The 20,384-nt window shown below is 70.1% G+C and carries 14 protein-coding genes; 4 read left to right on the forward strand and 10 right to left on the reverse strand.

Annotated features, from left to right (window positions below):
- Positions 1-40: 40 nt before the first annotated feature.
- Genes ACIRG5_RS03340 through ACIRG5_RS03375 form a run of 8 tightly spaced genes read right to left on the reverse strand, consistent with a single transcriptional unit; the run spans position 41 to position 12,203 of the window.
- Entirely contained in the window at positions 41-2,038 is a 1,998-nt protein-coding gene (locus ACIRG5_RS03340; protein ID WP_402899411.1) for a cellulase family glycosylhydrolase, read from the reverse strand.
- Positions 2,039-2,050: 12 nt separating this feature from the next.
- On the reverse strand, positions 2,051-3,508 hold the full coding sequence (locus ACIRG5_RS03345; protein ID WP_402899414.1) for a glycoside hydrolase family 43 protein: 1,458 nt from the start codon (positions 3,506-3,508) through the stop codon (positions 2,051-2,053).
- Complete coding sequence (locus ACIRG5_RS03350; RefSeq protein ID WP_402899417.1) at positions 3,505-5,484, reverse strand: beta-galactosidase; 1,980 nt, start codon at positions 5,482-5,484, stop codon at positions 3,505-3,507. Before ACIRG5_RS03350 ends, ACIRG5_RS03345 begins: the two co-directional genes overlap by 4 nt.
- A complete protein-coding gene (locus ACIRG5_RS03355) occupies positions 5,481-7,517 on the reverse strand; it encodes a TIM-barrel domain-containing protein (protein WP_402899419.1) in 2,037 nt (678 codons plus the stop codon). The genes ACIRG5_RS03350 and ACIRG5_RS03355 overlap by 4 nt, the downstream gene beginning before the upstream one ends.
- Before the next feature lie 41 nt (positions 7,518-7,558).
- Positions 7,559-8,587, reverse strand: coding sequence for a LacI family DNA-binding transcriptional regulator (locus tag ACIRG5_RS03360; RefSeq protein ID WP_402899422.1), 1,029 nt, complete (start codon positions 8,585-8,587; stop codon positions 7,559-7,561).
- A 6-nt stretch (positions 8,588-8,593) separates the two neighbouring features.
- Positions 8,594-9,562, reverse strand: a complete 969-nt coding sequence (locus ACIRG5_RS03365) for a carbohydrate ABC transporter permease (protein WP_402899424.1) — start codon at positions 9,560-9,562, stop codon at positions 8,594-8,596.
- A 5-nt stretch (positions 9,563-9,567) separates the two neighbouring features.
- A complete protein-coding gene (locus ACIRG5_RS03370; RefSeq protein WP_402899427.1) occupies positions 9,568-10,524 on the reverse strand; it encodes an ABC transporter permease in 957 nt (318 codons plus the stop codon).
- Positions 10,521-12,203: a hypothetical protein gene (locus ACIRG5_RS03375; protein ID WP_402899430.1), complete on the reverse strand. Its 1,683-nt coding sequence runs from the start codon at positions 12,201-12,203 to the stop codon at positions 10,521-10,523. Before ACIRG5_RS03375 ends, ACIRG5_RS03370 begins: the two co-directional genes overlap by 4 nt.
- Positions 12,204-12,363: 160 nt before the next feature.
- On the opposite strand from ACIRG5_RS03375, the gene ACIRG5_RS03380 reads away from it, so the two are divergent.
- Together ACIRG5_RS03380 and ACIRG5_RS03385 are read left to right on the forward strand one after the other, a co-directional pair.
- Positions 12,364-15,189 carry a glycoside hydrolase family 3 C-terminal domain-containing protein gene (locus tag ACIRG5_RS03380; RefSeq protein WP_402899433.1) on the forward strand — a complete coding sequence of 942 codons (2,826 nt, stop codon included), beginning with the start codon at positions 12,364-12,366 and terminating at the stop codon, positions 15,187-15,189.
- A 33-nt stretch (positions 15,190-15,222) separates the two neighbouring features.
- On the forward strand, positions 15,223-16,200 hold the full coding sequence (locus ACIRG5_RS03385) for an acetylxylan esterase (RefSeq protein ID WP_402899436.1): 978 nt from the start codon (positions 15,223-15,225) through the stop codon (positions 16,198-16,200).
- 16 nt (positions 16,201-16,216) lie between these two features.
- Here the strand turns inward: ACIRG5_RS03385 and ACIRG5_RS03390 are convergent, their stop codons facing one another.
- Both ACIRG5_RS03390 and ACIRG5_RS03395 read right to left on the reverse strand, forming a co-directional pair.
- The gene (locus ACIRG5_RS03390; RefSeq protein WP_402899439.1) at positions 16,217-16,906 is read right to left on the reverse strand and encodes a hypothetical protein; all 690 of its coding nucleotides are present in this window, start codon (positions 16,904-16,906) and stop codon (positions 16,217-16,219) included.
- 162 nt (positions 16,907-17,068) lie between these two features.
- Entirely contained in the window at positions 17,069-18,052 is a 984-nt protein-coding gene (locus ACIRG5_RS03395; RefSeq protein WP_402899442.1) for a LacI family DNA-binding transcriptional regulator, read from the reverse strand.
- 217 nt (positions 18,053-18,269) lie between these two features.
- Between ACIRG5_RS03395 and ACIRG5_RS03400 the strand changes: the two genes are divergently transcribed.
- Positions 18,270-19,271: a LacI family DNA-binding transcriptional regulator gene (locus ACIRG5_RS03400; protein ID WP_402899445.1), complete on the forward strand. Its 1,002-nt coding sequence runs from the start codon at positions 18,270-18,272 to the stop codon at positions 19,269-19,271.
- Between the two features lie 291 nt (positions 19,272-19,562).
- Entirely contained in the window at positions 19,563-20,384 is an 822-nt protein-coding gene (locus ACIRG5_RS03405; protein WP_402899448.1) for a cellulose binding domain-containing protein, read from the forward strand.

Raw genomic sequence — 20,384 nt, forward strand, 5'->3', positions numbered from 1 at the left:
GAACGGGAGAACGATCTCGTTCGACGCCTTCGCCACGAGCTCAGGCCGTCGTGCCGGTCACCGAGCTGCCTGACCTGACGACGAAGTAGGTGACCTTGAGGCCGCTCCAGTAGTGGAACGTCAGCGTCACCCGCGCGTTCTCCCGGACAGCGGCGAAGAAGTCCGGCGTCAGGGTCGTGCGCCCGTCGGTGTAGTTGGGCAGGAAGGTCCGGTCGTACTCCTTGAATGACGTCCAGTCGTTCGGTCCCGCGTTGGTGCCGTCGTCGTACTTGGCCTCCATGGTGGCGAGCTGGTCACCGCGGAAGGCCGTCGGGATCTCGAACTTCTCCGTCGTCCCGGAGGTGTTGGACAGCACCGGGGTGTCGTAGGTGATGACGTGGAGCCGCCACGGCACGCCTTGTGAGAAGCGGGCCGTCAGCACCGCGTTCGTGCCGTAGCCCCGGGAACCGCTCAGCCTCGTCAACGCCGGCGCGGTCAGGGTGAGTTGGTCGCCCGAGATCGTGTAGTCACGGCCGCGCGTCAGCTTCGTGGAGCCGTGGTAGAGGTCGGTGAACTTCGTGCCGTTGAGGTTGAGCGCGATGGTCTTGGCCGTGATGGGGCTCGACTTCTCGTTGAACACCTGGTCGGTGTAGGCGGTGCCGGAGCGGGTCGTCCAGCTCGACCTGATCTGCGCGTAGAGCTCGGGATCGTTCCACTGCCCCGAGGTGCGGTTCAGGTGCTGGCCGTTGTCCCACAACATGGTGGTGACCTTCTTGGTGCGCGCGTAGTAGCCGAGGTGCTCGAAGAACTTGAGCTTCTCGCCCTGTTCGATGGTGCCGGTGTGCCGATCGAAGCCGAGCAGGCCGTACTCGCCGATGATCACCGGGATGCCGCGCGCGACGAAGCTGTCGTGCACGCGGTCGAACATGTCGGTCAGGTCCTTCTGCGCGGTCGCGTCGTAGCGCGTGCCGCCGGCGACGTTGACGCTGAACGGCCAGTAGCCGTAGTAGTGCACGGTCGCGATCAGGTTGGGGTCGGCGAACCCGCGGATCTGCTCCACCAGCGGATCGATGTAGGTCTGCTCGGACGAGGTGTGCAGGGTGGGCAGGACCAGCAGGCGGGTGGCGTTGTTGCCGCCCGACCGCCGCACGATGTCGTGGAACGACGCGTTGAGCTCGCTGTTGAGCGCGATCTCCTGCGGCTTGCCGGTGCTCCCGGTGAACTGCGGCTCGTTCCAGCTCTCGAACGTCAGCTTGGGCCCGAACTCCGCGAAGGCGCCCGTCAGCTGCGTCCAGATCGCGTTGAACCGGGCGAGCACGTCGTCGTGCTCCGCCGGCATGGTCCAGATCCACTGCCACGAGTCGTGGTGGATGTTGACCATCACGTACAGGTCGCGGGCCAGCGCCCAGCGCACGACCTCCTTGACGCGGGCGAGGTACGCCGGCTCGATCACGTGGTCAGGCCCCAGGTGCGCACTCCACGTGACGGGCAGGCGCACGCTCTTGAAGCCCTGCGCCTTCACGTTGTCCAGCAGGGCTTCCGTGATGCGCGGGTTGCCCCACGACGTCTCGTCGCCGCCCGTCGAGTCGAGTGTGTTGCCCAGGTTCCATCCCGGCTGCATCGCCGCGGTGTGCTGCGTCGCGCTCAGGCGCGGGCCGCCGTGGACGCACGTGACTCCGTTGAGGGAGAACGACAACGGCGCGGTGTTGGCCTCCTCCCAGGTGCCGTTGAAGCCGAACTTCACCGTCGCGTTCGTCGCGATCTTCGCGTTGTAGCCGGTGTTCTCGGCCGTGACCTGCTGACCGGACTCGGTGATCTTCGCGTTCCAGCCGTGGCCCGCCTGCTGGCCGGACGGCCACTCCCAGCTCAACTTCCAGCCGTCGAGTGCCGCGCCGCGGTTGGTCACGGCGACGTCGGCGACGAAGCCGCCCTGCCACTCGCCTTTCACCGCATAGGTGATCTCGCAACCGTTCTCGGCGGCCGCGGACGCCGTCGCCGGCACGACGGTGGCCACCAGGGCCACCACCGCGCCGAGCACTGCCCTGCGTGATCCGTTCATGAACCCTCGCATTCAGTCGAGCCGCTGGTACTCGAACCAGTCGAAGTGGACGGTGCCCGCGGCGGCGTACAGGCCGATGACGCGGCCGGTGAACCCACCGGCGACCTCGGTCGAGAGGTACTTGCCGTCGAGCGTGGCGAGTGCGGTGAAGGAGCCGCCGGGTTCCTCCACGCCGAACGACAGGGTGTCGGGCCCGGAACGCGCGTCCCGCAGGTCCCTGACCTCCTCCACGCGCACGACCAGGACCACCGGCCCCTCCGGCACCGGCCGGGAGGCGACGACGGTGCTCACCGGTCCGATGCGGGCGAGGACCCGCACCTCCTCGTACGCGACCTCGATCTCGTAGTGGTGTTCCTCGTCGAGCCGGACCGCCAGGCCGCCACGGCCCTCCGACGGGTCCAGCAGCGTGCGGGCGAGGCAGGACAGGTGTTGCTGGCGCCGCCCGGCGAACACGACGGCGGGATCGTCCATTCCGGACCCGCGGGCGCGCAGCGTGAGCCAGCCCTGGCGTTCCTTGGTGGTGCAGTGCTGCTCGGAGCGGTCGCGCAGGGAGACCCAGCACGGCCGCAGCTCGGTGAGGTCGAAGTCGTCCCTTTCTGGCGCGGGGGAACCGGGTGCGCCCGGCGTCAGCTCCCCGACCACCGGCCAGCCGTCGACCCAGGTCACCGGTGCCAGGAACGTCTCCCGGCCGAGCACGTGCCAGCCGGGGGTGCCGCCGCCGGGCCGCACGCCGAGCAGCACCATCCACCACGCACCGTCCGGCGCCTGCACCAGATCGGCGTGCCCGGTGTTCTGGACGCGCTCGTCGGTGCCGCGGTGGCTCAGGATCGGGTTGGCGGGGCACGGCTCGAACGGGCCGTCCGGCGTCGAGGCGCGGGCGATGGAGACGCCGTGGCCGCGTTCGGTTCCGCCCTCGGCGATCAGCAGGTACCAGTGGTCGCCGATCCGGTACAGGTGCGGCGCTTCCGGTGCCTTGGCGCCGGGGGTGCCGGACCACAACCGTCGCGGCTCACCGAACGTCTCGCCGGTGGCCGGGTCGACGCGGTACTGCCGCACCCCGGCGACCGTGCACCAGCAGTTGCCCTCTTCGTCCCAGGTCAGGTCCGGGTCGATGCCGCCGACGCCGGGCAGCGGGACCGGGTCGGACCACGGCCCTGCCGGATCGGTGGCGGTGAACACCATGTTGCCGCCGCCGTGGCTCACGCTCGTGACGATCAGCCAGAACCGGCCGTCGTGGTGGCGCAGCGTCGGCGCGTAGATCCCCGCCGACGACGGCGTTTCCGCGGTCAGGCGCAGTTGGCTCCGGCGCTCCAGGGCGTTGCCGATCTGGGTCCAGCTCTTCAGGTCCCGGCTGTGGAAGACCGGGATGCCGGGGAAGTACTCGAAGCTGGAGCACACCAGGTAGTAGTCCTCCTCCACCCGGCACACGCTCGGGTCGGGGTGCATTCCCGGGATCACGGGGATCGTCACCGGCCGGCTCCTGTCAGCACAGCGCACCCGCCGGCTGGCAGCTCCCGCACCGGTCCGCCCGTCAGCACGTCGTGGGCGGCATCGGGCAGGGACACGGGTTCGGCGCGGTGGTTGAGCACGAAGTGCCAGCGGCGGCCGTCCTCGCCCTGGCGGACAACGACTTCGACGCCGGACGGCAGGCCCGGCAGGACCGGGCAGGCCCCGGCGGAGTCCAGCAGCCGGGACAGCAGTGCCGTGTACTCCGCGGCGTCGAGCCGCGTCGACAGGTACCAGGCATCGCCCGCGCCACAACGGTTCCGGGTCAGCGCGGGAGAGCCGGCGAGCGCGCCGTGGGTGTACGCGGCGACCGTCTCCGCGCCCTGTGCCCGCACCGACTCGCTCCAGACCGTGCCGTGCGAGGAGTCCGAGAGGACGATCCGTTCGTCGTGCCGCAGTGGCCGGTACTCCTCGACCCGGATGCCCAGCGCCTCGCGCAGCGGGGCGGCCGGACAGCCGCCGAGCCGGGCGTGCGCGCGGCTGTCGACAACCCCGCTGAAGTACTGGACCAGCAACGTTCCACCGTTGACGACGTAGCGGCGCAGGTTCTCCGCGCCCGCGTCGGAGAGCAGGTACAGCGCAGGGGCGACGACCAGCCGGTACCGGCTCAGGTCCGCCTCCGGGTGCGCGAAGTCGGTGACGACGCCGTTGTCCCACAACGCCCGGTGCGCGTCGCGCAGTGCCGAGTGGTAGCCAAGTTCGGACGAAGGCAGGCCGTCCGAGTTCAACGCCCACCAGGCGTCCGAGTCGTGCAGCACGGCCACGTCGGCGGTCACGGTCGAGCCCGCGAGTTCGCCGAGCCGGGACACGGCCTCGCCCGTCGCCTTCACCTCGGCGAAGACACGGCTGTCGGGACCGGCGTGCGGGACCATCGCCGAGTGCCACTGCTCGGCGCCCGCCTTCGACTGGCGCCACTGGAAGAACAGAGCCCCGTCCGAGCCGCGCGCGATGTGGCCGAGCGAGTGCCGCAGGATCTCGCCGGGGTCCTTGGCCAAAGTCCGGCCCTGGTCGTAAACCGTGCTGGTGCCCTGTTCCATCAGCAGCCACGGCCTGCCGCCGCCGAACGAGCGCGCCCGGTCCGCGGCGAACGCGACGTCCGCCGCCGCGTCGAGACCCGGCCGGTCCGGGTAGTGGTCGATCGCGACCAGGTCCACCTCGCGGCTCAGCGCCCACAGGTCCACGTTCTGGTAGCCGGGCTGCATCATGTTCGTCGTCACCGGCCGGTCGCTGTGCGCGCGGATCGCGTCCCGCTGCTCGGTGTAGGCGGCGACCACCTCGTCGGAGAAGAACCGGCTGAAGTCCAGCGTGAGACCGGGGTTGCGGTGCCACTGGGTGGCGCGCGGCGGCAGGACCTGCTCCCAGCTGCCGTACCGCTGGCTCCAGAACGCCGTCCCCCACGCCTCGTTGAGCGCGTCCAACGAACCGTGCCGGGCGCGCAGCCAGACCCGGAACGCGGCGGCGGTGTGCTCGCACCAGCACAACGTCACGTACTCGTTGTGCACGTGCCACAACGCGACCGCGGGATGGTCGCCGTAGCGTTGCGCGAGCGCGGAGGCGATGCGCCGGGCCGCCGCGCGGTAGGCCGGGGCGCTGACGCAGTAGGTGTCACGGCTGCCGTGGACCAGCCTGGTGCCCTCACGGGTGACCGGCATGGCGTCCGGGTGGGCCAGCGTGAACCACGGTGGCGGCGAGGCGGTCGGCGTGGCCAGGTCGACCGCGACCCCGTTGGCGTGCAGGCGGTCCAGGTGCGCGTCGAGCCACGCGAAGTCGTAGCGGCCTTCCTCCGGTTCGAGCAGTGCCCAGGAGAAGACGCCGACGGTGGCCAGGTTGACCCTGGCCTCGCGCATCAGCTCGTCGTCCTCCTTCCACACCCGCTCGTCCCACTGCTCCGGGTTGTAGTCGCCGCCGAAGGCCAGGCCGCCCAGCCGGTTCGCGATCACGCCTCCTCCCGCACGGGCAGCCGGGCGTCGTCGCGCAGGAACAGCGGGATGCGGTCGAGCGGCGCGGCGACGGTGACCGTCCGCCCGCCGTCGTGCTCCTCGCCGGTCCACGCGTCGGTCCACCGCGCGCCGGCGGGCAGGTGGACGTCGCGCTCGCGGGCGCCCGCCTCGGTGATCGGGGCCACGAGCAGGTCGGGGCCGAGCAGGAACGCGTCCTCGACCCGCCACGCCGCCGGGTCGTCCGGGAACACCAGGAACACCGGCCGCATCGGCGGCACACCGGTCTCGGAGGCGGTGCGCATCTGCTCCATCACGTAGGGGCGCAGGCGTTCCCGCAGTCGCAGGTGTCCGGCGAGGATCTCGTACGCCTCCTCGCCGTACGACCAGACCTCGTTGGCCAGCCCCGTCATCGCGGGCTCCAGCACCTGCTCGTCGCCGCGGAAGCCGTGCAGGCGGAACAGCGGGCAGAAGGTGCCGTACTGGAACCAGCGCACGAGGACCTCGCGGTAGGCGGGGTCGTCGGGATCGCCGCCGTGGAAGCCGCCGATGTCCGTCGTCCACCAGGGGATGCCGGACATCATGACGTTCAGCCCGGCCTTGATCTGGGTGCGCAGCGTGGCGAAGTCCGTGCCGATGTCGCCGGACCACAGCGCGGCGCCGTACCGCTGCGCGCCCGCCCACGAGGAGCGGTTGAGCGAGATGATCTCGGTCTCCCCCGCCGCGGTCAGTCCTTCGTGGACGGTCCTGGCGTTCTCGCGCGGGTAGAGGTTGCCGACCTCCAGACCGGGACCCGCGTGGTAGCGCAGGTTGTACTGGTGGCCGGGTTTGAGCTCGGGTTCGCCTGCGTCCAGCCAGAACACGGAGATGCCGAGGTCGTGGTAGCCGCGCCGGATCCGTTCCCAGACGTACTCGCGTGCCTCGGGGTTGGTGGCGTCGTAGAAGGCGACCTGGGCGGAGTAGGCGCCGAGCCCCTTGTCCGGCCAGTCGGCGTGCGCCATCGGCCCGAACTCGGTGCCGGCGAACAGGCCCTGGTTCAGCATGGGGTGGTAGTTCTCGCTGGCCGGGCTGACCGAGGGCCAGACCGAGACCATCAGCTTGACGCCCATCTCGTCCAGCTCGCGGACCATCGCCGCGGGGTCGGGCCACTCGGTGAGGTCGAACTTCCACTCGCCGAGGTGGGTCCAGTGGAAGAAGTCGCAGACGATCACGGACAACGGCAGCCCGCGCCGCTTGTACTCGCGGGCGACGCCGAGCAGTTCCTCCTGGGTGCGGTAGCGCAGCTTGCACTGCCAGAAACCGGAAGCCCACTCGGGAAGCTCCGGCGAATGCCCGGTCACGTCCGCGTAGCGGCTCAGCACCTCGGCGGGCTTGCCCGCCGTGAACCAGTAGTCGATCTGGCGGGCGCTGTCGGACACCCAGCGCGTGCCGGTCTCCGCGAGTTCCACCCGCCCGATCGCGGGCGAGTTCCACAGCAGGCCGTAGCCTCGGTCGGAGACCAGCAACGGGATGGTGACCTCGGCGTTGCGCTGGACGAGGTCGATGACCGCGCCCTTCTGGTCGAGCATGCCGTGGGTGTGCTGGCCGAGGCCGTAGAGCCGTTCCCCCTGATAGGCGCGGAAACGCTGCTCCAGCCGGTGATGGCCGTTGCCGGTCGCGGTGGCCAGACGCGGCCCCGGCCACCAGAAGTGGGCCGCTTCCTCCGCGAGCAGCTCGGTGCCGTCCTCGGTCCTGCTGAACGTCAGACTTCCCGCGAGCGCCCCCAGTTCCGGGGTCAAGGCGCCTTCGGTGCCGGCGTCGATCCGGACGGTGAGCGCGCCGTGCACGAGCGTGGCGTGGTGTTCGGAGATCTTGATCTCCACCGGGCCGCCGTCCGGTGGCGTGCCGAGCAACGCGCCGGGGAGGTCGTCGAGCAGCGGACCGGCGGGGGTGGCGCGCACGCGGACCGCGTCGGAGCCCCACGCCTCGACTCGGAGCGTCTCGCCCCTGGCCCGCCATTCGAGCGCGGTGCCGAGGTCTCGGAAGTGCTGGGGCATGCGGAAGCTCCTCACGTTCCTGGATGAGTGCGGGGAGAAGGTCAGGGAAGCAGTGGCGCGGGTCCCGTGCTCTCGCGCACGGTCAAGGTCGGGGTGAGCAGAGCCCGGTCGTCGTCGGGGCGGCCGCCGTCGCTCGCCGCGGCGAGCCTGCAGACGATCTGCTCCACGGCGACCCGGCCGAGCTCCTGCGCGGACCCGGTCACCGCCGTGAGCCTCGGCGCGAACTGCTCGGCGAGCTGGTCCTGGCACAACGCGATCACCGAGACGTCCTCGGGAACCGTCCGCCCGCTGGTGCGCAGCAGGGTGAGCAACGGGCCGATCGCGCCCTCGTTCTGCACCACGAACCCGGTGGTGCCGGGACGGTCGGCGAGCACGCGGGCGAGGGTGCCCGCGGTGCTCTCGTAGGTGCCCTCGCAGGTCCGGTGCAGGAAGCGCAGGCCACGCTCCCCCGCCCGGTCGCGGAACCCGGCGAGCGTGCGCTCGGCGTACCCGGCGTGCCGGTGGTAGACCCCGGACCCGTAGCCGATGAACGCGATCTCGCGGTGACCGAGATCGGCGAGGTGGTCCGCGCACAACGCCCCGGCCGCCACGAAGTCGTGGTCCACACAGGACACTCCGCGCGCGTCGTCGGCCAGCCCGATGAGCGTGGCCTGGGTGCCCTGCGCGCGCAGCACCGGGATGCGTTCGTCGTCGAGCTCGACGTCCATCAGGATCAGGCCGTCCGCCAGACCGCTGGCCGCGATCCTGCGGACCCCGTCCGGCCCCTCGTCGTTGGTGATCAGCAGGACGTCGTACCCGTGCTGACGGGCCGCCGTGGTCACCGCGATCGCGATCTCCATCATGACCGGGACGTAGACGTCGGTGCGCAACGGCACCATCAACGCGATGATGTGCGACCGCCGCGCGGCCAGCGCACGCGCACCGGCGTTGGGGTGGTACCCGAGCACCTGCACGGAACTGCGCACCCGGCGGCGGGTCTCCTCGGAGATCGCGCGCTTGCCGCTGAGCACGTAGCTCACCGTGCTGGACGACACGCCCGCGTGCCTGGCCACGTCGGCAATGGTCACCATGACTGTTCAGCCCTTGATCGCGCCGGTCAGGACGCCCGTGCGGAAGTGCTTCTGCACGAACGGATAAACGATGAGCAACGGCACAAGAGTCAGCACCACCACGGCCATCTGCAGCGACAGCGGCGCGGTCTGGGAGAACGCCGTGCCGAAGCCCGAGTTCACCGAGCCCGGCATGCCGTTGCCCCGGTTGACGTACGTGTACAGCACGTACTGCAGCGGCCACTTCTCGCTGTCCGTCGGCATGTACAACATGACGTTGAAGAAGGAGTTCCAGTAGCCGACGCCGTAGAAGAGCGCCATCACCGCGGTCACCGCCCGCGAGGTCGGCAGCACGATGGACCACAGGATCCGCCAGTCCCCCGCGCCGTCGATCCGCGCCGCCTCGATCAGGTCGGCCGAGGTGCTGGAGTAGAACGACCGCAGGATCAGGATGTTGAAGACGGAGATCGCGCTCGGCAGGATCAGCGACCACCACTGGCCGTAGCCGCCCAGCCCGGTGACGACCAGGAAGGTCGGGATCAGGCCGCCGTTGACGAACATCGTGACGATCAACAGGGTCAGCAGGAAGCGGTGCGCGAACGACCGCGACCGGGACAGGCCGTAGGCGCACATGACCGAGACCGCCATCGACACGGCGGTGCCGGCCGCGGTGATGCCGAGGCTCACCAGCAGCGCGGTGCGCACCGTGGTGTCCTCCAGCATCACCCGGTAGGCCTCGAAGGTCAGCCCGTCCGGCCAGATCACGAGACCACCGGCGCGGTTGACCGCGCCCTGGGTGGACAGGCTGGTCACCACGATGATCCACAACGGCACCAGCATCACCAGCAGCACGCCGCCGAGGGTGATGCCCTTGGCGGCCTCGCCGGCGATCGTCGGCGGTTCCTCCCACGCCGGCCGCGTGCTCCGCTTCTTCTTGCGCACCGGCTGCGGCGCAAGCGTTGTCGCGACCTCGGACGTGCGTTCGATCGTGAGCATGTCGGTCACCTCCGATACAACCCGTCTTCGCCGAAGGTGTGCGCCAGCTTGTTCGCACCCCAGATGAGCAACAGCGAGATCACGCTCTTGAACAGACCCGCCGCCGCGCCGTAGCTGTAGTCACCGGTCGCGATGCCGTAGTAGAACGAGAAGGTGTCCAGCACGTCCGCCGTGTCGTAGCCCACGGCGTTGCGCTGGATCAGGAACTGCTCGAAGCCGACGGTCAGCGCGTTTCCCAGGCGCAGCACCAGCATCAGCACGATGACGCCGCGCAGGCCCGGCAGGGTGATGTGCCACAACCGCCGCCACCGCCCGGCTCCGTCCGCCGCCGCGGCCTCGTAGAGGTCGGTGTTGACGGCGGCGAGCGCGGCCAGGAAGACGATGATCCCCCAGCCCGCCTCCTTCCAGATCACCTGGGCGGAGACCAGCAGCGCGAAGGTGTCCGGGTTCGTCATGACGTCCCAGGTACCGATGTCGTTGTTGCGCAGGAAGTGGTTGAGCGCGCCCGCGCCGCCGAGCATCTGCTGGAAGATCGTGATGGCCAGCACCCACGAGAAGAAGTGCGGCAGGTAGACGACCGACTGGATGAAGTTGCGGATCCTCAGCGACAGCACCGAGTTGAGCAGCAGGGCCAGCGCGATCGGCACCGGGAAGAACAGGATCAGCTGCACGAAGCTCAGGTACAGTGTGTTCTGCACCGCGTTCCAGAAGTTCGCGTCACCGAACAGCCGCTGGAACTGGTCGAGACCCGCCCACGTGCTGTACCAGATCCCGGCCAGCGGGTCGTACTCCTGGAACGCGGTGACGAGCCCGAACAGCGGGACGTAGTTGAACACCAGCAGCAGGACGACGGCGGGCAGCGTCATCAGGATCAGCGACCGGTCGCGGCGCAGCCTCACCCGCCAGTTCTGTCGCGCCGCCCGCGTCCCGCCCTCCGGCCGCGTCGGGGTCGCCGTGGTCACTGCCCGGTGCCGTGCTTCTGCAGGACGTTGTCGTTCGTCCACTGGATGAGCTTGTCCCCGCCACCGCTAGTCTTCCAGCTCGCCACGGCGTCCTTCACCTCGGCCACCGACTTCTTGCCGTGGATGCAGTCCCTCATCGCGTCCTCGACCTGCTGAGCGGCGTCCGCCGTGGCCTGCGCCTGGGGCATGGTGATGTTCATGTTCCAGAAGACCGGCTTGGCCAGCGTCTTCACGTTCGCGGCCTGCCAGGCGCAGTAGTCCCTGGTGACGAAGTCGGCGCCGGGGCTGCTGACCTCGGCGGCGGGCGAGGCCAGGAACGGGTAGGTCTGCGCCTGGACCTCCTTCTTGCCGGCCTCGGTGGCCGTCGGCACGCCGTCGACCATGGTGAAGTGGGTGCCCTCGACGCCGAAGTTGACCATCGTGAACTCGGCGGAGCCGAACGGCGCGGCGAGGTAGTTCGCGACGGCCAGGCACTCCTCGATCTGTTCGGGCTTCAGGTTGATGTTGAGGTAGCTCATGATGCTGGCGCCCGCGCCCATGTCGACCCGCGGCGTGCTCTTGCCGTCGGCGGCGATGATGTTGAACGCCCCGCGCCGGTACTTCGGGTCGGCCGCCTTGCCGGACTGGAGGTCGGCGAGGTTCCACGCTCCCGTGCCACCGCTGGAGATCAGCGTCTTCCCGCCGTAGAACCGCGTGTTGCCGTTGGCGTTGTCGCCCGCCAGCGCGTCGGGGTGCACGTAGCCGGCGGCGGCGAGCCTGTTGTTCCAGTCGAGCGCCGCGTAGAACTCCTCGGTCTCGTACAGGTGGACCAGCTTTCCGTTGTCCACCCGCCACTTCAGCGGCGCGCCGAAGGAGGTGTAGAGGTAGCGGTAGACGTCGTCGAAGGCCCACACGCCGTTCTTGGCGTCGGTCAGCTCCTTGCCGAGCCTCATCAGGTCGTCGGCGGACTTCACCTGATCGGCGGTGATCCCCCTGGCGTCGAAGACGTCGCGGCGATAGTAGAGGGTGCCCGCGATCTGGAAGCCGGTGGCGAACGAGGGGATCCCGTAGAGCTTCTCGCCCCAGGCGCCGGTGCGCCACGCGGCGGTCGGGATGGCCGCGAGGTTGGGGTACTTCTTGATGTTGTCGCCGGACAGGTGGGGCGTCAGGTCAGCGAGCTGGTTCCCCACCAGCCCGCCGACGTTCATCTGGGAGTTCCACCAGGTCGGCAGCTGGATCCAGTCCGGCAGCCGCTTCGAGGCGGTCATCGTCGGGATGATGGTGTTGTAGTTGTTGCCGTCCGCCGGCTTCATCTCCAGCTGGACGCCCAGAGCCTTGTTCATGGCCGCGTAGAACGCGTTGCCGGCGGGCGGGATGGTCCCCCACAGCGGCGTGACCGCCGAGTACTTCCCGCCCTTGCCCGGGAGGCCGGACACGGTGGCGACCCGGTTCGCCGGGTAGCTGAGGAAGCCGGGGTTCGTCATCACGTCGGGGCCGCCCGCGATGGACGGGATGTCCGGTTTGATCGACGTGTTCGGCACGTAGGCCGGCAACACGGCCTTGAGCGCCTCTTCGGAACCCACTCCGGCCCGCTGCGCCGGGCCACTGCCGCAGGCGGACAGCAGCGGTCCCATCGCGACGAGCCCTGCTGCCGAGACGGCGGCGTTGAGGAAGCTTCTGCGGTTCAACTGGTTGCCCATGGCGGGACCGATCCTTCATCGTCGAAGTGTCGAAGCGCTTAAACAGATGTCGGGGAGGTTAGTGACGCAGGTCGCATCAGACAAGACCGTTGACAGCAGAAACCTCTGCGTGACACCGTCGAAACGCTTCAACGCTAGCTCTGAGCTGAGGGGTTACCACGTGGTTTCCGAGTCCGTGCCCGCCGTTGATCGGCTGCCTTTCCGCGACTCCGCGCTGCCGACGCGCAAGCGCATCGACGATCTCCTGGCGCGGCTCACGCTCGACGAGCGGATCGCGATGCTGCACCAGTACTCGCCAGCCGTGCCCCGCCTCGGCGTGGACGTGTTCCGCACCGGGTCGGAGGCGCTGCACGGCGTCGCGTGGCTGGGCCCCGCCACGGTCTTCCCCCAGGCGGTCGGGCTGGGCGCGACCTGGGACGAGGAACTGGTGCGCCGCGTCGCCGAGGCCACCTCGGTCGAGCTGAGGGCGTTCCACTACCACCGCCCCACGGCCATCGGCACGGGTAGGAACAGCCTGCAGGCGTGGGCCCCGGTGCTGAACCTGCTGCGCGACCCCCGCTGGGGCCGCAACGAGGAGGGCTACTCCGAGGACCCGGTGCACACCGCGCGGATCGGCACGGCGTTCTGCCGCGGCCTGACGGGCGACCACCACCGGTTCCTGCGCGCGGCCCCGGTGCTCAAGCACTTCCTGGCCTACAACAACGAGGACGACCGCTGCGTCACCTCCTCCGGCCTGCGTCCGCGCGTGCTGCAGGAGTACGACCTCGCGGCCTTCCGCCCCGTGGTCGCCTCGGGCGCCGCCACCGGCGCCATGGCCGGCTACAACCTGGTCAACGGCCGCCCGTGCCACGTCACGCCGCTCATCGGGACGGAACTGCGCCGCTGGGCCGAGCCGACCGGGCACGAGCTGTTCGTGGTCAGCGACGCGGAGGCGCCGTCCAACCTCGTGGACCCGGAGCACTACTTCGACGACCACGCCGAGTCCCACGCCGCCGCGCTCAAGGCGGGCATCGACAGCTTCACCGATCACGGCGAGGACTGGGCCGTCCCGATCGGCAGGCTCCGCGAGGCGTTGGAGCGCGGCCTGATCGACGAGGAGGACGTGGATCGCGCCGTGCGCCGGCAGCTGGAGATCCGCTTCCGCCTCGGCGAGTTCGACCCCGATCTCGACCCGTACGCCACCATCGGCCCCGAGGTCATCGGCTGCGCCGAGCACCGCGCCCTCGCGCTGCGGTCCGCGACCGAGTCGATCGTGCTGCTGCGCAACGAAGGACTGCTCCCGCTCGACGCGGGCAGCACGTCGCGGATCGCCGTGATCGGTCCGCTCGCCGACATGGTGTGCGAGGACTGGTACAGCGGCACGCTTCCGTACCAGGTGACCGTCGCGAGTGGACTCCGGTCCGTGCTGGGCGAAGGCGGCGAGGTGGTCGTCGCGGACGGCTCGGACCGGATCGCGCTGCGGTCGCGCACCAGCGGCGAGGTGCTGGGCAAGACGCCGTTCGACGTCGTCGACTGGGGCGGCGGGGTGCTGACGCTGCGGTCGGCGGAGTCCGGGCGCTACCTCAGCCTCCAGGACATCTCCCTGGCCGCCGACCAGGAGCTGATCAAGAGCTGGGACGTCCGCGAGACGTTCCGCCTCGTACCGGACGAAGACTCGGTGTTGCTGCAGAACGTGCTCACGGGCCGGTACGCCGTCGTCGATCCAGTCGACGGCACGGTGACCGTCACCGCGGAGACCGCCGACGCCGCCGAGCGCTGGGAGCGCGAGGTCCTGCGCGACGGCACCGCGGAGGCACTGGCCGCCGCGCTGTCGGCGGACGTCGCGGTGGTCGTCCTCGGCAACCACCCGCTGATCCACGGCCGGGAGACCGAGGACCGCGCGGGAATCGCGCTCCCGGCCGCCCAGGACGCGCTGCTGCGCGCGGTCGCGGGAGTCCGGCCGGACACGGCGCTGGTCGTGATGAGCAGCTACCCCTACGCCCTGGACTGGGCGGACGAGCACCTGCCCGCCGTGGTGTGGACGTCCCACGGCGGGCAGGAGACCGGCCGGGCGCTGGCCGCCGTCCTGCTCGGCGAGGCCGAACCCGCCGGACGCCTGCCGCAGACCTGGTACCGCGGCGACGACGCGCTGCCGCACCCGCTCGACTACGACATCATCAAGGCGGGCTGGACCTACCAGTACCACCGCGCCGCACCGCTGTACCCCTTCGGCCACGGCCTCTCCTACACCGGCTTCGCCCACCGCGACCTGATCCTGTCGTCGGGCACCGCCACCCGGGACAGCGCGATCGACCTCTCGGTGACGCTGGCCAACACCGGAGCCAGGACCGGCAGCGACGTCGTCCAGCTCTACGTCCGCGCGCTGCACGCGCGGTACGAGGCCCCGCTGCTGCGGCTCGCCGACTTCCGCAAGGTCACGCTGGCTCCCGGTGAGAGCCGGGTCCTGTCCTTCCGGCTGCCCGTGGACGAGCTCGCCCACTGGGACGTCGCGACCGGTGCGTTCGCGGTGGATCCCGGCGCCTACGAGGTCCTCGTCGCCCGGTCGGCCGGGGACGTCGTGCTCACCGCCCCGCTCACGGTCGCAGGACCGGCTCCCTCACCCCGTGCGGGCGTGAGCCGTCGTCTCGCCGCCGACTTCGACGACCACGACAACGCGACCCTGGTCGACGCCACGCGCGTGACCGGTGACGCGATCACGCCCACCGACGCCGACCGGCCGGCCACCCTGTGGTTCGGGCGGACCGACCTGTCCGGCGCGCTCCGCGTCGAGGCCGAGGTCTCCTCGGAGAACCCCTTGGCACGACTGGAGTTCAGGACGGACGAGGGAGTGCTGGCGGAGCTCCCGGTGCCGGCCACCGGAGGCCGTTACGAGTGGACGACCGTCTCCGCGGTGCTGCCGTCGGCGGTGACCGGGGTCCACGACCTGCGCGTGGTCTTGCACGGCTCCTTCCGGCTCACGTCCTTCCGCTTCTCCGCCGCAGAATGAGACCCGCACGCCGACCCGCCTGAAGGAGCCCCAGTGCCGCTGACGGACGCCCCGCTCGACGAACTCGTCGTCTACCGCCCGGAGATGCAGGCACCACCGGACTTCGACGAGTTCTGGGAGCGGACCCTCACCGAGGCCCGCGCGGCCGGTGGCGCGGTGGAGACCACCGAGGTCACCGACCGGCACCTGCTGCGCACCGTCGAGGTCGCCGACGTCCGCTTTCCCGGCTTCGGCGGCGACCCGGTGGCCGCCTGGCTGCTGCGCCCGCGCGGCAGCCACGGCCCGTTGCCCGTCGTCGTCACGTACCTGGGCTACAGCTGCGGTCGCGGCCTGCCCACCGACCACCTGCTGTGGTCCGCCGCGGGGTACGCCCAGCTCGTGGTCGACAGCCGCGGTCAGGGTCACGACACCCCGGACCGCGTGGCGCGCGGGGGCACCCAGTGGGTCAAGGGCTTCATGACCAGCGGCATCGACTCACCGGACGACTACTACTACCGGCGTCTCGTCACCGACTGCGTCCGCGCGGTGGACGCGGTCGGGCACCTCCCCGGGCTGGATCCGGAACGGGTGGTCGTCGCGGGCGGCAGCCAGGGCGGAGGGCTGAGCATCGCCGTCGCCGGGCTGGCGCGGGACCGCGTCGCGGCCGCACTGCCGGACGTGCCGTTCCTGTGCCACTACCGGCGGGCGGCAGAGATGGCGGGCGAGGGCCCGTACGTGGAGATCGCGGAGTACCTGCGCTGGCACAGCAGGCACGGGGTGGAGCCGGCCTTCGGCACGCTGTCCTACTTCGACGGTGTCCACTTCGCGGGGCGGGCGACGGCGCCGGCGTTGTTCAGCGTCGGGCTGATGGACCCGGTCTGCCCACCGTCCACTGTGTATGCCGCGTTCAACCACTACGCGGGCGAGGACCGGACCATGACCGTGTGGCCGTTCGCCGACCACGGTGGCGGGTACGGGTCCAACCCGGTCGCGCAGCTGGAGTGGCTGCGCGACCGGGCCCTGACGCCGTGATCCCCTCTGTCCGGCGTCAGCCGAAGGAGACGGAGTAGCTGTTGGTGGTGAAGTTCAGGCCGCCGCTGGACGACGTGATCTCGTAGCCGAACTGGACGGAACCGACGGTGACGTCACCGAACCAGCCGCGGTTGCGGATCCAGTCCATGACCGCCTTGACGTTGACCGTGCCGGACCCGGTGTTGGACGTGCGGACGAACGAGAACACCTGGTTCGACCCGTTCGAGCCGCGGTGGACGTCCCAGGTGTGGCCGCCGACCGACACCGTCGTCTCGCGCGCCCCGATCGGGCCGACGGGGCCGACCTTGTTCATCCACAGCATGATCTCGTAGGCGTTGTTGTCGGCCCAGATGTCGTAGGCGGTCGTGTAGGCGCCGGAGTTCGGATAGGAGACGTTGAAGCTGCTCGACAGGTTCCCGAGCGAGCTGAGCCGCCGGTTCACCTGCCGTTCGGAGTGCGGGTAGGCCTTGATCCCGCCGGTGTTGGGGTGGTTCGCCCAGACGCCCCAGTTGCTGTAGGAGTTGGCCCAGATCGTCTGCGGCCCGTACCCGTTGCCCCAGATGTTGTTGCGGACCGTGTAGCCGCCGTTCGACCACGTCCCCCACCTGTCGGAGGAACTCCAGGTCGCGGCGGACGCGGTGCCGGCCCCCAGGGAGACCGTCAGGGCAGCCGCCATCACGACGACAAATGCACGCACGATTTTCATCTTCGATTTTCCCTTCCGCACACCATTGAACGGAATTCGCGCCGCCCGAGAAGCCGAAGCGATTCGCTGAATTCAACCTAACATCGAAATCATCGAACGCAACCGAGCGAAAAAATTCGATGAGGATTCACGGACAGGTGCGCGACGAATCCCATTCACGCCTCATCCCGTCCGGCTGAACAGCTTCGGCGGCAGCAACGTGAGCGCCGGGGGTTGCTGCCCGTTCAGCTTGGCCATCAGCAGCTCGACCGCGCGCCGCCCCAGCACGTCGGCGGGCAGCCGCACCGAGGTCAGCCGCAGCTGTTCGGCCAGTTCGTCCGGGCAGATCGCGACCACGGCGACGTCCTCCGGCACGCGGCGCCCCTCGGCGCGCAGGCACTCCACGACCAGGCCCAGCACCGCCTCGTTGTGCACGACCAGCGCGGTCATCCGCGTCAGCTCTCTGAGCAGCGTCCCGACCACGGCGCGCACGGCGTCACGGTGCCGTTCGGCGGGCAGGGCGGTCGACGCGACACCGCGCCGCATGGCCGCGGCACTGAACCCCGCGAGCGTGCGCTGCGCGAACCCCGTGTTGCGCGCGTAGACCGCTCCCGGTGCCCCGAGGAAGCCGATGGTGCGGTGCCCGAGTTCGACGAGGTGGTCGACGCACCGCGCGCCGGCCGCCTCGAAGTCCAGGTCGACGCAGGTCAGGCCGTTCGCCACGGTGGGATGTCCGAGCAGGACGGCCGGGCGGCCGAGTTCGCGCAGCACCGGCACGCGCTCGTCCTCCAGCCCCACGTCCATCACGAGGAACCCGTCCACCCTGGCGGTGCCGGCGACTCGGCGCAGGCCGGCGGCGCCCTCGTCCGCGGTCACCAGCAGCACGTCCATGTCGTGCTCGCGGGCGGTGGTCACGACCGAGGAGGCGAACCGCATCACCACCGGCAGGTGCACGCCCTCGCGCAGCGGCAGGACGAGGGCCAGCACGTTCGTCCGGCTGCCGGCCAGCGCCTTCGCCCCCGCGTGCGGCTGGTAGCCGAGCAGCCGAATGCTCTCCCCCACCCGCATTCGGGTTTCGGCCGAAACCGGGCGTTTGCCGGTCAGCACGTAGGAAACCGTGCTGGGCGCGACACCCGCGTGCCTCGCCACGTCCACAATGGTGACCACGCCGACACCTCCGGTCCCGCAGCGCCCGAGCAGAATTGAATCGAAGCGCTTCGAACGTGGTTTCAGAATGTGACACAGGCGAAACCCGCACGTCAAGCACAGTGCACCTGTTCGACGAGTTCGACGATTGTCGTGCCGACGTTCGACAGCTGTTCGACCACATCGGTCCCACGCACTACGATGCTCGCGGCGAACCGGCGCGACCCGAAGGGCGGGCATGATCACGATCAAGGAGGTCGCCCACCACGCCGGCGTCTCGATGAGCACGGTCTCGTACGTGCTCAGCGGCAAGCGCAGCATCTCCGAGGAGACCAAGCGCCGCGTCGAGCAGAGCATCGTGACCCTGGGCTACCACCCGAACGCCGGTGCGCGGGCGCTCGCCTCGAACCGGTCGCGCGTGGTCGGCCTGGTCGTGCCACTGCACTCCGACCAGAACATGCCGATCATCATGCGGTTCGTGTCGTCGATCGTGGCGCGCGCCCGTGACCACGACTACGACGTGCTGCTGCTGACCAAGGAGGCGGGTCCCGGCGAGGCCCACCGCGTCATCGCGCGGTCCATGGCGGACGCGATCGTCGTGATGGACGTCGAGAGCGCGGATCCCCGCGTTCCGGAACTGCGCGACGTCGACGCGCCGGTGGTCCTGCTCGGCATGCCCGACGACCACGAGGGTCTGAGCTGCGTCGACCTCGACTTCGCCACCGCGGGCCGGCAGATGGCGAGCCATCTGGCGGAACGCGGCCACCGCTCGATCGCGCTGATCGGCTCGCCTCCCTCGGTCTACGAGCGCGGCACGAGCTACGCCGCGCGGCTGCTGTCCGGGTTCCAGGGCGAGACCACCAAACGCGGTCTGCTCGCCTCGGTCCACTCGTGCGCGGCCGGTTTCGACGCGGTGTCCGAGTGCCTGGACGACGTGCTGCACCCGGACCGCGGCACCACCGGGCTGGTGGTGCACAACGAGGCGGTGCTGGGCCCGTTGCTGCTCGAACTGAGGCGACGGTCGCTGGACGTCCCCCGCGACCTGTCGGTGATCACGCTGTGCCCCGACGACGTCGCGGAGAACCTGCCCGTCCCGCTCACCTCGATCGCCGTTCCCGCACAGGAACTGGGCGCGATCGCCGTCGAGATGGTGATGGCCCGCCTGGGCCGCGAACTCGCGCCGGAGGTCCGTCTCCTCCAGCCGCTGCTCACCGATCGCGGGAGCACCGCCGCCCGCTGAGCCCGCGGTCGCCGAAAAAAGCCGGAAACGTTGTTCACCATTTTTCTGGTGAGCCGCGCGTTCGACAGAAATTCGACTCGAAAGCGTCGAAGAACACTCTTCACTGCTGCGAAAGATCTTCCGTGCTCCGCCGAAAGGTCGTAGCCTCCCGGGATCACATCGACCGTTCGGGCGAACTCCTCTCGGTGTTCGCCGCATCCTGGCAGAGGAACAATGACACGATCACGAGGCGCCGCGCGGACCACTCCGGGGACCAGACCTGGCAGGTGGCCGGCGATCGCCGTGGTACTGATGATCGGAGTCGCCGGCTGCGGCGGGGAGCCGGCACCACCGGCCGCCACCTCCACGCCGCCCGCGTTCCCCTCGATCATCGAGCCTCCGCTCAAGACCGCGTACTCCTCGACCGTCCAGACCGTCGTGGACGTGCGGACCGTGCGGCTCTCCGACGGTGAGGAGGTGCGCGTCAAGGGACTCGCCGTGCCGGACGCGTGCTGGACCGAGGCGTCCACGACGTTCGCGAAGACGATGCTGCTCGAAAAGCCTGTCGAACGGACTCCGGACGGCGAACCCGTGGTGTCGCTGCGCCTCGCGGACGGCACCGACTACGCGCTGCTCGCCGTCGAGATGGGCATGGCGCGCAACGAGAACCCCGACGACCGCGCGATGAAGGAGGCGGAGGCGTCCGCGACCTCCAAGCGGCTCGGGCAGTGGGGACCGCCCTGCGTCGCTCCCAGTGCCACCGCGGCCCCCGCGCCCACCGCACCGTCCACGCCCGCCCCACAGGCGCCGAAGCCGGTGACCGGGTGTTCGGTCGCCTACGTCGTCACCCACACCTGGCCCGGCGGGTTCCGCACCGACGTCACGCTGCGCAACACCGGTGCCGCGGAGATCAACGGCTGGACGTTGCAGTGGACGTTCGCCGGCACGCAGACGGTGAACGAGATGTGGAACGCGACGCCTAAGCAGTCGGGCAGGGACATCTCCGCCACCGCCGTGCCGTACAACGTCGCGATCCCCGCCGGAGAGTCGTTGCTGCTGGGCTTCACCGCGTCCGGTGCCAGCACCACGCCTCGTGCCTTCACCCTCAACGGGCACGCCTGCTCACTCGCCTGA

It is taken from the genome of Lentzea sp. NPDC102401, from assembly GCF_044765805.1.
Classification (GTDB): Bacteria; Actinomycetota; Actinomycetes; order Mycobacteriales; family Pseudonocardiaceae; genus Lentzea; species Lentzea sokolovensis.

Bases quoted from the DNA above. Each gene is read 5' to 3' on its own strand.
- ACIRG5_RS03340 (WP_402899411.1), bottom strand. From the start codon at position 2,038: ATGAACGGATCACGCAGGGCAGTGCTCGGCGCGGTGGTGGCCCTGGTG.
- ACIRG5_RS03355 (WP_402899419.1), bottom strand. From the start codon at position 7,517: ATGCCCCAGCACTTCCGAGACCTCGGCACCGCGCTCGAATGGCGGGCC.
- ACIRG5_RS03360 (WP_402899422.1), bottom strand. From the start codon at position 8,587: ATGGTGACCATTGCCGACGTGGCCAGGCACGCGGGCGTGTCGTCCAGC.
- ACIRG5_RS03365 (WP_402899424.1), bottom strand. From the start codon at position 9,562: ATGCTCACGATCGAACGCACGTCCGAGGTCGCGACAACGCTTGCGCCG.
- ACIRG5_RS03375 (WP_402899430.1), bottom strand. From the start codon at position 12,203: ATGGGCAACCAGTTGAACCGCAGAAGCTTCCTCAACGCCGCCGTCTCG.
- ACIRG5_RS03390 (WP_402899439.1), bottom strand. From the start codon at position 16,906: ATGAAAATCGTGCGTGCATTTGTCGTCGTGATGGCGGCTGCCCTGACG.
- ACIRG5_RS03400 (WP_402899445.1), top strand. From the start codon at position 18,270: ATGATCACGATCAAGGAGGTCGCCCACCACGCCGGCGTCTCGATGAGC.
- ACIRG5_RS03405 (WP_402899448.1), top strand. From the start codon at position 19,563: ATGATCGGAGTCGCCGGCTGCGGCGGGGAGCCGGCACCACCGGCCGCC.